Source organism: Maribacter litoralis (genome assembly GCF_003075045.1).
Classification (GTDB): Bacteria; Bacteroidota; Bacteroidia; order Flavobacteriales; family Flavobacteriaceae; genus Maribacter; species Maribacter litoralis.
This window is the reverse complement of the sequence record NZ_QCZD01000001.1, coordinates 1,108,773-1,121,554: the sequence shown is the minus strand read 5'-3', so window position 1 is coordinate 1,121,554 and position 12,782 is coordinate 1,108,773. Positions and strand designations below refer to the sequence as shown.

Sequence of the window (12,782 nt, the reverse complement as noted above, 5' to 3'; positions counted from 1 at the left end):
GTTTCTTCATTGCCCTTCCATGATGCCAAGGAGTTCCAAGGTATAGTTATCCTCGGTCTGGAGGTAGGCATATTTGTCATACACCTTTGCACCAAGCTTCTTTTTCTCGAAAGCTGCAGTCATACCCATATCTATTTTCGGTAATCCAGATGCAATGGCACGATCGATTGTCATCAATAATAGCACCCTATAGGTACTGAATTCATCAATTGTGCTATAGTCCAAGCCAATGAAAGCGGGAACATAGACACAATTCAAATTGGTGTAGCATAGCATTACCCCAATCCACTCTTCTGGCTGATCAAGAAAGCTGACTGTTATGAATTCCCAATTGGGGTGTTCGTTCATCTGCTCGAATAACCGTTGCGGGAATGCGAAGGTGTTCAGACCAAGATTATTTCGATGTACATTAGCGAACAGCTGTTTCACCTGTGCCAGTTGGCTAACAGAACAACGGGTTACCGTTTGAATTTTCAGGTTGTCCAAAAAGGGTTGGATGTCATTTCGGTAATGTCTACGATTTCGGGTGGAAAGTTTGGCAGTATAGGCGTCCAAGCTAGATACTCCGTTCAGTTCTACCGTACATGAATCCGGCATTTGGACCCGAACGAATCCATGCCCTTGTAGTTGCCTATGCCATGGAGTTTCTTTGGGAAAATCCCGCATGACAATCATGGAGGAGCCTTGTTCACGTTGTTGGTCTTCCATTAAATGCACCAGTGCAATCATGGCATTACGAGCCATTGGGTGGTTTTCATCCCAAAACATGTGGCTCCCTTCCGTGAACAGTGATCCAATGGAGCTCACCATCGATGTGAGATGATAGGGATTTGTCTTCCGCTCCGTTTCAATGGTACGTGAAACTTGCTCGTTCGCCAACATATCGTCCTTCCATAAGGAATGTGTCAGGAAGGTGGCAAGAACGATGCTTCCTTTTGCATCCTTGATGAATACGTACCGAAATATCCAATTGTATTCCTTTCTCGAGTTGTTCTGATAGGACTTTTCCAAGAAGGACAGGCCTTCCCAATCATAGACACCGTGTCCGCCCATTAGTCTGTCCCACAGCACTTTATCTATAGTATTAATGTTGTCGTATACTTCGACGATTACCCCTTGTGTCGGTCGGATCTCATTTTTGATTTTTGGTGAAAGATTAAAGGCATGGAACACCCATTCGCTATTCGTCTGGGTTTCCTGCAATGCTTTTGGGAAATGGTGGACCATGGCCTCCACTAAAGCTTCTATCTCCTCCTTTTGATTATGTCTGGAAATGGTGATTCGCACCCCAGTGTTCTTTACCGGTACCGCAGGAAAGATGCCCAAGTTGACAAAAAATCCTTCATTCATCAATCTGTTGACAAAGTTATACCCTGTCTTGGGCATTCCGGTACCAATAAAGAAAACAGGAGAATTATTATAATCGATAAGGGGAAGATCGGTTTCTTTTAAAAGAGAGTTGAAATAGGTGATACGTTGGTTTAATTCATCTTGGAGTGTATATATTTCAGGGGATAAGTGGATGTTTGCAGAGGCAATGGCCGCAGCGACGGAGGCCGGTTCCAATTGCGCGGAAAAGGTCAACGGTCCGCCGAAGGTCTTAATTTTTTTATAAAGTTCCTGATTTGAACAAGCCAAAAGGGCACCGCTCGCCCCAAAGGTCTTGCTCAAAGTACCAAAAAGTAGAACATTGTGCGGTAGTTCGCCCAGTTGGTCCAATACATATCCGGTACCGTTTTTCCCGACCCAGCTCATTCCGTGTACATCATCGAAATAGAAATGTAACTGTGGATATTTCTTACCCAGAGCCATCAGCTCCTTCACCGGAGCATAATCCCCGTACATGGAATATATACCGTCCGCCATGTACCAAATGTGCTTTTTGGAGTGGATGTGTTTTTTTAATTTATCCTCTAACATGTTAAGGTCGTTATGGCGGATCATCTCTATGGGAACACTCCGGGTCTTTAACATCTTGGCGGCGTTCTGAACACTCCAATGCACTTGATGGTCTAAAATAATGACATCATCATCATCCACGGTACTGGGTATGACACCCATATGACCCAAGGTGCTGTTCTTGGTTATGATGGTCGGCGTTCCGTACATCTGTTCCACCTTTGTTTCCAATTCATGGTACAACGGATTGGAGATATAGGATTTGGAAAGTGGAAATTGTGTGCCATAAAGTTCAATGGCCTCAATGGCCGCTTTTTTTAAACGATAGTCTTGTTCCAGACCCAAATATCCTGTGGTGCCAAAATGGAACATGTCCCGGTTTTTTACCCTTATTTTTCTTCCTGAAAAAGAACTTCCCTCTGCATATAAATGCAATACGCCTTCCTGTATTGCATCCGTAAATACTTCGTGTACCGTGTTCAAAAAATTGTGATGTTTGATCTTGGCCATAGTCCTGAATTTTAAGATGAGGTAAAATGTACTTGATTTTGTAGGAATCTCTTTTATGAATTAAAAAATTACTCCTTTTTAGATAAGTAATATTCCTTTTAGGATAACTAAATAGCCTTTGTTTAATGGGAATAGCAGGGGTAATCGAAAAGATGAACCCATTATTTTTGTAATTTCAACGTAATTACCAGTTTTCCAACCATGAAAAAGCACCATGAAAACAAATATGCGGTCTATATACTGACCAAGAACCTCATACATATTATGTATAAAAGGGGGGAAGGCATAGATCTTAAAGTGGCACAGATTGTTGTCAGGGACCGGATGATGGTTCAAGAGGGACAGGCAATGCCTGTACTTTGTGATATTCGGGAATTACGGATGGTCAATAAGGAAGCGCGGGATTTCTTTGCCATCGAAGGGTCTTTATTGATCAAGGCATTGGCCTTTTGGATTGCGCCACCGGTTACCGATACCATCAGCGAATTCTACCTGAGCACCCAGCGAACCCATATTCCCACCAAATCATTTTCTTTAAAATCAGAAGCCTTGGATTATTTAAGGACCGCCCTTTTGATAGCTGTAATGGTATGGCTTATACCCCTATAGAATATTTAGGTTTTTAAAAAAAAAGAGATGCAGGACACTGATGATTTCCGGGTAAAGCGAATTAACCAGATGTTGTTGGAAATGGCCAAGGGCAATTTTTTCTACAGTTTGGAACCCTCTGATAAAAACGATAATTTAGCTTCCCTTATGGTCATGATCAACATGGTGAAGGAGGAAATTCAGGCCTCGTTCATCCATCAAGGATTTGTCAGTACTGACCGGACACCCCAATTTTTAATCCAAATGTCCCTGATCATCGATGAAAACGGCATTGTCGAAATGGCCAACCAAAAGGCCTGTGGCATATTGTTGAGAATGCGGAACGCTATTTTGGGAAGCCCTTTTACGGATCTGTTGACCGAAAGTTCCCAAAAGAAATGGAATAAGAAAATGAAAACCTTTTTAAAACGGAAACATTTGGATACGTCCATCAAACTTTCTTTTAAGACTAAAGAAGGCCTATTAATATCAAAAAATTGTACCGTAACTAACTTTCGGACGCTTGATGGAAATTCATCCAAAATAATAGTGAACACAGTACTTTTTTCCAATGCTGAACCCGATGTGAAGGGACTTTGGAAAAATGCCGTCGAGCCAGGGAAGGAATCCAAAAGACGAAAGATAAGGTTGAGCCATGGTGATATTCAAAAGATCAGGAATGTACATGACATGATTCTAAACAATTTGGAGAGTGACCCGCCCCATTTGAAGGATCTGGCCCTTCAGATGGGAACCAACGAGTTCAAATTGAAATATGGGTTCAAGGAGCTATATGGCACCACCGTATTCAAGTTTTTGATTCAGGAACGTTTGCGAAAGGCAAAGACACTGATTAAATATACCAGTAAATCCCTTAAGACCATTGCACATATGGTAGGTTTTAAGAGCATTCCCCATTTTTCAAGGGCATTTAAGGAAAAATATGGACGGACTCCTAGTTCCTTGAGAAGTTGAAATACTTAGTATTAAAATCCTTGTCGGATAATCAATCCTCCCACAGAAGTAAATAGGGCACTCTAAATTTACCATATCAATACAAACGATATGGTCACCTTGGAAAAACTTAGAAAAAATATACCTTACATCTCAAGCATGCTGTTTGTCGTTTTGTTCGTATATGCTGCTTCAAGTAAGTTGTTCGACTACCAACAATTTCAGATACAATTGGGCCAGTCCACTATTCTAACGGCGTATGCGGATACCGTTGCTTGGATGGTCCCGACCTTGGAACTAGTCCTATCCTTTTTCCTTCTATTTGAACGATACCGACTTTTTGCCCTATATGCGTGTTTGAGCCTTATGACCATGTTCACCGTTTATATTATTCTGATTTTGTACTTCAGTGATTTTGTTCCCTGTTCCTGTGGTGGGGTTCTTGAAAATTTGAGTTGGAAGGAGCATGTGGTTTTCAATGTTCTGTTTATTATGTTCGCCTTGTTCTCAATTCTGGAACTAGAAAAACGTAGAAATTCTAAATGTGAAATGATATGAAAAGAATTGCGGGATATAAAAAAATAATCGGTGTTGTATGTTTGGCAATAGGGTCGGTAGTTCTTTTGTTCCTATTGTCCGAGAAGGAAGTTCATCGTAACAATGCGTTTACGAGAAGGTTTCCCCCACATCCAATTTTAAAAAAAAGGGACTTTGAACTTGGTCATAATTCGTATTATATCGCTGGCCTTGATAGGGGTATACTCTATTTAGGAAATCCTACTACGCCCCTTTATTTACTAAAAATAAACCTCTCATCCAAGGACACCGCTCAATTCAAAATTGATATAAAAGAAAGTAATCTTCCTTTTCGAAACATAAAGTTTAGGCTATATCCACCATACTTTTTTATGCTGGATGGTACCGTACCGTGTATTTTTCGAGGGAGGATCAACGAATGGATTGCTAGGCCCTGGTCGCTGGATTCCGCTTTTTTTGATGTGGCGATACCGGTGGATAGCCAACGTCTTATTATAAGGTCGTTTGATGGAAATTCCCACAGTACAATATTGGGAATCATAGATAAGGACACGTCGACCTCCGTATCATTAAAGCATGGAATTCTAGAAAAACAAATAGATGGGGTATTCGATGTAGATGGTATATTGACTTATTCTACTGAACCTAATCTTTTAAGCTATGTCTATTATTATCGTAACGAGTATATCATCATGGATAGTGATTTAACGGTACTGAAGCGTCAACAAACCTTGGATACCGTACATAAAGCACACCTCCAAGTCGCCCCTAGCAAGCAAGGTGCAGTCACGGAAATGCAAGCGCCTCCATTAATCGTAAACAATAATTCCTCTTTGGACGGAGAGTTGATTTATACCAACTCCAACCGTTTAGGAAAATACGAGGATGATAACATGCTTGACCAAGCATCCATTATTGATGTCTATAATTGGAAAAATGACATTTATGGATATAGTTTTTATCTATATAAGGAAAGAAGCGAAAATATCAATGAAATCAAGGTAAGCAATAATACCCTGTATGTTTTGGTCGGAAACCGCCTATCCACCTATGAAATTCGGAATAGTGATAACTGAATAATTCAGTTTGCTAAATAATACTGGGAAACCATTTATAAAACTACCGGCCGGTAGCGGGGCAAGATCGAAAACCCGTTAATAGAGTAGATCATCATTTAAATTTTTATATCATGAAAAAGCAAAAGTTCAAATTTCTGATTCCGGCGCTCGCCATTGTATTCGCAATGACTGCAAGTGCCTTTACCGTTAAGGATAACAAACTTCTTGACGAGAATAATGCGATTGCAGGGGAATATTACCTGAATGCTTCCAATCCATGTGAACCAATTTCAGTATCTGGATGTGATACCTCAGGACGAAAGGTCTGCCAATATAATGGACAGACTGTTTTTCAAGCAGGCACCAATTGCCTGATACAATTGAAAAGACCATAAAGGTCCAATCAAAAAAAGGGAGTCAATTGACTCCCTTTTTATTTTTGTACAATCCGCTATAAATCAGGATCGATTTTCATTAGACATATTTTTAAATGTTCCTTGTTATTACCACCTTCGATTTTCTTTAGCGCAGATTGAATTTGTTTCGCAAGGTCCCGCAAATTTTCGGCGTAAGTACTTTTGAGAGACTGGCTTGTGCTACGTCCTAATTGTAGCACTTTTATATTATCATAATTTGTCTCCGATTTCAAGTGATTTATCAATAACGTGATATATTCCAACTGCAACTCTTGTCGACGTTTTGATATTTGGATTTCCTTTTCATGTAATTCATGGAAAAGGCCAGCTTGTAGTTCCGCTAGGAGTGGTGCTATAAAATTTCGATATTCCGGTCGCTTTTCCATAAATTCCAACCTTCGCATTCTTTGCACGTTCAACACATCCGATAATAAATTGATTTGATGGATCATGAGTATGTCCGAACCTGTGGAATAGGAAAGTCTATTCACAAAACTTGGGCTACTCAGCCAATCCGGTACTAAAAAAGCATTTTCAATCAAAAATTTCAACGCTCTTCTTTGTTCATCGATGGGCGTAGGTTCAAAAACATCTCCCTTTTGAAATCCAGCCTTATTATAAACGGTAACCCCCCCGATTAAGGATGTGACGTGCTTCATTTCATCGAGCCATAGTTCCAAAGTCTTGTCATATAGCCTATCCAATAGGTCATCATCACGTTTGTCCCTATTCAATGCAGGTAATAGCTCCAAGACCTTTTTGATATTTTTAAGACCCAATTCGGTACTCCTGACCGGATCGTTATTATCAACAACTTCATTCGTATTTCCTGGACCGATTTTTCCATAGTTGTCCGAATTAAAGCGGAACCAGGCAATGCTGTCTTTCTCCCTTATCATGGCATCCAAGAAGGGGAGTTCATCATCAAGATGTTTTGCGCCGAGTAACATGGTATAGCCCCATTTTATATGGTGAATATCCATAGGTCCAACTTTCTGGACAAGAAGCGAAGGCGGAACATGATCTTCCGGCTGTGCAATATAATTATGACGTGCATAGGTCATTACGCTTGGGGTATGCCCCATTTCCCTGAGCCAATCGACATCCCCCATTTTATCGACCGGATAAGCAAATTCCCCAAAATTTGCATCCATAATACCAAAGGCATGGCCTGCCTCATGTGCGGTAACGGACTGAATGAGGTCTCCCACAAGGTCATCTGAAAATGGATAGTTCAAGGTTCTAAGGTCCAAGGGTGCACAGCGCACCAAATATTCGTCGCTAAGACTTTGCAAAGAGCTACTTATCAATATATCAGCCTTAAGAATTTCCCCGGACCGATGATCGGTAACAAGGCGAACTGAAGAGCCGGATTCCATCTCCGCGCTCCTGATTCCCGAATAATTGGCCCACCGAATCAGGGAATAGTTGACACTGTTCTCACTCGATATGGAATCAGGTAGTTCTTTAACTTCAATGGCATTTTTGAACCCGGCGGCTTCAAATGCTGGTGACCATTCCATTATCCCTGCCCTAAGGTACCCTTTCCATTTGTCCGGTATGGATGGATCGAAATAAAATATAATGGGCTTTATCGGTTCACTTATTGTTTGCTCGGGGTATTTTTTTTCCAACCGCCATCTTGAAATAGTCGCCTTATAATTTCCATTTCTTCGAATGCTCCAGTTAACGTCCAACATATATCCCATTCTATGGTCGAACAATCTGCCTCGCATTGGATCCGGCAGAGTATAAAAGCTATAATCGACGGAAATGGACCTTGGACTATCCCCGGATATAAGGGTCTGACTCGTTCTGATAATGGTCTCCCCGTCCATAAATTCGACACTTTTGACAAATGAAAGATCTCGCAGTATGGTTTCTTGTGAATAAAATCGGAACCATTTGATTTCCAAATTCAGTACTAGGTTCGTAGCATCGATTACCAGTTGATCATCCTTACTTTTTTCAGTGATTAAAGGAAATTTTCCGAGAACACGTTCTTCTATGGTATAATCGCCATCTATTGGTATCAACTCACCCATGACTGATTTTGCCATTTGTTGTGAGAGTACCACTTGGTTTCCGATATGGGACCATTTAACATGTAACTGATCCATATGGTGCCGTACGAATAATATGGGTTTGTCAATGATGCTTTTATCAAGTTCCAAATAGAGCTTATCATTTTCCAGATATGCTCCTATACCATTGTTGGTCTGCCCATTTAGCGGGCAGACCGTTAAGAAAAGAATGGTTAGACATAGGAGGGGAACTAATCTCGAACAACGTCTACCAGACTTTTCTCGAACAATGGAGCTAACCCAAAAAAATAAATCAATACCCTTCATTCTGAGGTCCGAGATTAGGGTTTAACAATAACTCTGACTGTGGAATTGGAAGAACCAGTGAACTACTTTTCCAATCCGGTTTGATAGGTGATAAAATAGGCGTGGCCCTTCCAGTTCGTTTTAAATCAAAGAAGCGATGTCCCTGTTCCGTAAAGAATTCGGCTTTTCGTTCTTGAAAAATGGCATCCAATAATTCATTCGGATCGCTTGTTGAGATTGACGGCAATGCGCCCCTGTTCCTTATTGCATTAATATAGTCCAAGGACAGTCCTATATTTCCTAGATGGGCATGTGCCTCTGCTGCAATCAAATACAGTTCCGGTAAACGAATTAAAATGGAATTTTCTTCCGTATCTGCCGTAGGTGTATTACGTTGATATTTATTCGGGAAGTACCACGTGTTGTATCCGTCCGAAACTGTTCCGACCCAAGCTATAAACCGTGCATCGCCAGCCTCGAAGCCATTACTTAATTGGGTTGATAGGGTTGAATTGGGTGGTGGCCCACTTGTGAATACAAAGGTGGAAGCCTCCTCAGTATTGTTTCCGGGAATGCCTGAATCCAATTGCCATAAGGTTTCGGGACTGTCTTTTTTGAAGACGATGTCAAGATTGTCAGTTAAGGAGTAGGAGCCACCGTCCAGCACCTCCGTAGCTTCATTCATAGCTTTTGACCACTGCTCTTGATATAAGTAAACCCGAGCCAAGAAAGCACTATTAATGGAATGGTTGGGGCGGTAAGAGCCAATTGTCCCCTCAGAATTTGAAAGCAGGGCTTTAGCCTTGAGCAAGTCGCTCTCGATTAATGGGAACACCACCGAGTTTTCCAATCGAGTTGTTTCGCTATTGATTCTGTAGTCCGTTGTCACAATATATGGGATATTCCCAAATAAATTGGTCAAGTTAAAATGGATATAAGCCCTTAGAAAATAAGCTTCCCCAAGAAACCGGTCCTTATCTTGATTTGACAGTACGTTAGACTTTTCGACCCCTTCAATAATACTGTTCGTGGCATAGATCAATTCAAACGCCGTATTCCATAAAACGGCGACCGAACTGTCCGAGGCCGGAACACGACTATTGGTAAATCCTTGAACACTGGGTAGATCATTGCTGAACAGTTCAAGTTCATCCGCGTAATGCGACATTAGGTATGATGTTCCTGAAATACTTCCCGTCGAAAAGGCTTGATTACGTAATTGACCATAAATATGTGCAAATGCCGCATCGACCGTTGCGGGATCCTCAAACACCAATTGCCCTGTCAACTGATTGGTGGGTGGTTCGATATCCACAAAATCCTCACAGGCGATCATACACATCAGTACAATTAGGCTCAAAAAGAATATTCGTTTAGGTAATCTCAAATTGTTAGCATTTAAAGTTTTATTTTTCATGTTATCTTTTTAAAAGGTTAATCGCGTTCCCAAGCTGATGATACGCAGTGGAGGCACGGTAGCACTGTTTCTTGTTTCCGGGTCCAGCCCTAGGTAATGGGTAAAGGTCAATAGGTTTTGACCTTGTAAATAAAGTTGGCAGTCATAGCCGTGGGTATCTTTCTGCATAAGGGCATAGGTCATCGAAAGTGTTTTTAAACGTAAAAATGAGGCATCCGAAATCGAAGTGTCACTTTGTGTAAACTGTTGAAAAGCTTGATTTTCATCGAATGACTGTCCGGTCGTAAATCGCTGTATGTAGCGCTGATCACCTTGTGCGGACCATCTTTGAAGGACCTCGGTCGGTTGATTTGATAGCCCTCCCGGTATTGTTCCTCCCGTAGACCAGTAGTTACGTCCTAACTGTTTGCTAAATTGAAAGAGCACATCCATTTCAAATTTTCCTAACGTGAACCTATTATTGAAACCTCCAAAATATTCAGGATCAAGACTCTTGACTACCTGCTGATCATCTTCAGGGGATATAATACCATCATTGTTGAAGTCCTCGAATTCATATAATCCGGATGTGGGATCTACCCTGTTCAATTGGTACACTTTGGCGATGTTCACTGGTTCACCGACCACCAACGAATTCGAATAGGTAGAACCTTCGAGATTGGGAAAAGAAACCAGTCGGTTCTTGGGAATAGTGAAATTAATAGAAGTTTCCCAGGCGAAATTTTGAGTCCTGATATTTAGGGTGTTCAGCCCAATTTCCCAACCTTTGTTCTCGACGGTAGCCTCTAGGTTTGCGTTAACGGAATTGAAACCTGTAGTACTCGGTATGGGTATGCCCACCAATTGGTTGGAGGATCGGTTTTGATAATAATTACCGTTGATACGCACGCGGTCCATGAAAAGTCCAAGTTCCAATGCCAGTTCCAATTTTTTATTCGATTCCCAACTAAAATCCGGATTGAACAATCGCGTCGGAAATATCCCGACTACATTTTGATAGTGTACTCCTCCAAAAGAATAAGTGTCCAGATATTGATAGTCGCCTATTTGGTCGTTGCCCGAGGTACCATAACTTCCCCTTAGTTTTCCATAATTCAACCAAGTATTTGAATTTTTAATGAAATCTTCCTCCGAAAAATTCCATGCAGCTCCAATGGCTCCGAAATTAGAGAATCGCCTATTCGGCCCAAATCGGCTGGATCCATCCCTTCTTCCTGTTACATTTAAGATATATTTACCCCGATGATTGATATTGACGCGTCCAAAAATGGCTTGATAACGATACTGATTGTCACTATCCGTTAAGGCAAAGGTATTCGAGGCAGCAGAGACGCTTTCTATGAAATTGTTATTGGCAAAACCAAATCCTAATTGTGAGAATCGACCAGTGTTCTGATTTTGGTAGGAAAGTCCTGCCAATGTTTCTATGCTGGTTTTTCCAAATTCGATGCTATAATTTAATTGAGGTTCCAATATCCAAGAGGTCCTAGATCCTGTGTTATAGATGGCAGCGGAAGATGCACTGCCAATTCCAAAGGCGGGATCGTAAATCGTTGAGGGAATAGTCTTGATTTCCCTTAAATGGCTCTCCGTATAGCCAAGGTTAAGTTTTAATTGTAGATGTTGAAGTAAAGTATAGTCAAAAACCCCGTTAGTGATTAGTGTTGAAGCATTTGTACGATATATCCCCTGTAATCTGTACAATGGATTCCGCCACGTCGAGTTTTCCCAGTTGAGGGTTCCGTCTTCGTTGTACAATCTCGGTGCATTGGGCGCCAAGCTGAGTGCCGAAAACGTAATATCGTCCGATGGAAGGTCATTCTCGTTCCACGTAAAATTAGTAGAAAACTGCACGGTCAATTTTTTATCTTGGGAGGTATGCCCAATATTGGCCAGACCCGATATCTTTTTGTTGTTGAAATCCCCTGGGAAAACACTCGTCTGCCTATGAAAATTACCGCTTACCAAAAACCGGGTCAGACCATTACCTCCAGAAAGCGATCCTTGGAAATTATTCAAATAAGAGGTTTTACCGAAAAGTACTTTTTGCCAATTTGTTTGTCGGTCAAGATCCCAGGTACCATTTACATCGTAGGCATTGAAGGGTAGGGGTTCGGTTCCATCATTGGAAAAGGCTTCCCTTCTCATGGTCAAGTATTCCGCTGTACTGAGCAAATCCATAGTTCTGGATACCGTACCTAAACCTGATTGGACGTTAAGGTTGAATTCTGTCCCTTCCATGTTCCCTCTTTTTGTGGTGATCAAAACAACACCGTTAGCACCTCTTGAACCATATATTGCTGTGGCATCGGCATCCTTTAAGATTTCTATACGCTCAATATCCATTGGGTTTATGGTATTCAATGGACTAAAACCGAGCCCAGGCAAGATTCCGGATGCAGCTTCCTCCCCCAAACTGGAAGAGGCATAGGGAACTCCATCTATCACATAAAGCGGATCGTTTCCCTGTGTCCGTATACTGTTCCGACCTCTGATTTTGATATCGAAGCCTGCTCCCGAGATTCCAGAGGTCTGTGTGATTTCTACCCCCGACAATCGCCCTTGCAATGCTGCCAATGGGTTTGAAACCGGCTGCTTTTCCAGTGCCTCGGCACCTACTTTGCCAATACTCCCCGTACGTTCTTTCTCGGTCACGGTATAATACCCTGCATTGAGGACCACTTCATCCAATTGGGTAACATCTTCCTCCATGACAACATTGATTTCCTGTCGACCATTTATGGAAACAAACTCGGTCTTAAAGCCCATGGCCGAGAAGTTTAGAAGGCCATCAAGGTTTACTTGGATACTGTAGGATCCATCAAATTCAGATATTGTTCCAGCATTCGTTCCTCCAATTTGGATGGTTACTCCTGCGATGGGCAGTCCGTTGGTATCGGTAACGGTTCCTGAAATGGTGGACTGCAAATAATAGGTCTCGTTATAGGCTTCCTTTTCGGTAGGGGTTTTCGCCTTCATTTTTAAGCTAAGAAAAGGGGATAAGAGCAAGTATGCGGTAAGGAAGGTTAAGAAGCTATTCTTTATAATTGGTATTTTTTTCATAATTTAGATA

The 12,782-nt window shown here is 41.5% G+C and carries 9 protein-coding genes; 5 read left to right on the top strand and 4 right to left on the bottom strand.

Going from position 1 to position 12,782, the window contains the following annotated elements:
• Nucleotides 1-6 precede the first annotated feature (6 nt).
• Nucleotides 7-2,409 (bottom strand): aminotransferase class I/II-fold pyridoxal phosphate-dependent enzyme, encoded by a 2,403-nt coding sequence (locus tag DCS95_RS04995; RefSeq protein WP_116769704.1) that lies wholly within the window; start codon nucleotides 2,407-2,409, stop codon nucleotides 7-9.
• 201 nt (nucleotides 2,410-2,610) lie between these two features.
• Between DCS95_RS04995 and DCS95_RS04990 the strand changes: the two genes are divergently transcribed.
• From DCS95_RS04990 to DCS95_RS04970, 5 genes are all read left to right on the top strand, one after another.
• A complete protein-coding gene (locus tag DCS95_RS04990) occupies nucleotides 2,611-3,018 on the top strand; it encodes a DUF7793 family protein (RefSeq protein WP_116769703.1) in 408 nt (135 codons plus the stop codon).
• Nucleotides 3,019-3,045: 27 nt separating this feature from the next.
• A complete protein-coding gene (locus DCS95_RS04985) occupies nucleotides 3,046-3,972 on the top strand; it encodes a helix-turn-helix domain-containing protein (RefSeq protein ID WP_116769702.1) in 927 nt (308 codons plus the stop codon).
• 90 nt (nucleotides 3,973-4,062) lie between these two features.
• A complete protein-coding gene (locus DCS95_RS04980) occupies nucleotides 4,063-4,509 on the top strand; it encodes a MauE/DoxX family redox-associated membrane protein (RefSeq protein WP_116769701.1) in 447 nt (148 codons plus the stop codon).
• A gap of 509 nt (nucleotides 4,510-5,018) precedes the next feature.
• On the top strand, nucleotides 5,019-5,564 hold the full coding sequence (locus DCS95_RS20195) for a hypothetical protein (RefSeq protein ID WP_164674123.1): 546 nt from the start codon (nucleotides 5,019-5,021) through the stop codon (nucleotides 5,562-5,564).
• A 113-nt stretch (nucleotides 5,565-5,677) separates the two neighbouring features.
• Nucleotides 5,678-5,941, top strand: coding sequence for a DUF6520 family protein (locus tag DCS95_RS04970; protein ID WP_116769699.1), 264 nt, complete (start codon nucleotides 5,678-5,680; stop codon nucleotides 5,939-5,941).
• Between the two features lie 56 nt (nucleotides 5,942-5,997).
• Here the strand turns inward: DCS95_RS04970 and DCS95_RS04965 are convergent, their stop codons facing one another.
• The 3 genes from DCS95_RS04965 to DCS95_RS04955 all read right to left on the bottom strand — a co-directional run bounded on the left by DCS95_RS04965 (nucleotide 5,998) and on the right by DCS95_RS04955 (nucleotide 12,772).
• Entirely contained in the window at nucleotides 5,998-8,022 is a 2,025-nt protein-coding gene (locus DCS95_RS04965) for a zinc-dependent metalloprotease (protein ID WP_244178384.1), read from the bottom strand.
• Between the two features lie 277 nt (nucleotides 8,023-8,299).
• Nucleotides 8,300-9,709 (bottom strand): RagB/SusD family nutrient uptake outer membrane protein, encoded by a 1,410-nt coding sequence (locus DCS95_RS04960; RefSeq protein ID WP_116769697.1) that lies wholly within the window; start codon nucleotides 9,707-9,709, stop codon nucleotides 8,300-8,302.
• Nucleotides 9,710-9,718: 9 nt separating this feature from the next.
• On the bottom strand, nucleotides 9,719-12,772 hold the full coding sequence (locus DCS95_RS04955) for a SusC/RagA family TonB-linked outer membrane protein (protein ID WP_244178383.1): 3,054 nt from the start codon (nucleotides 12,770-12,772) through the stop codon (nucleotides 9,719-9,721).
• Nucleotides 12,773-12,782: the final 10 nt, after the last annotated feature.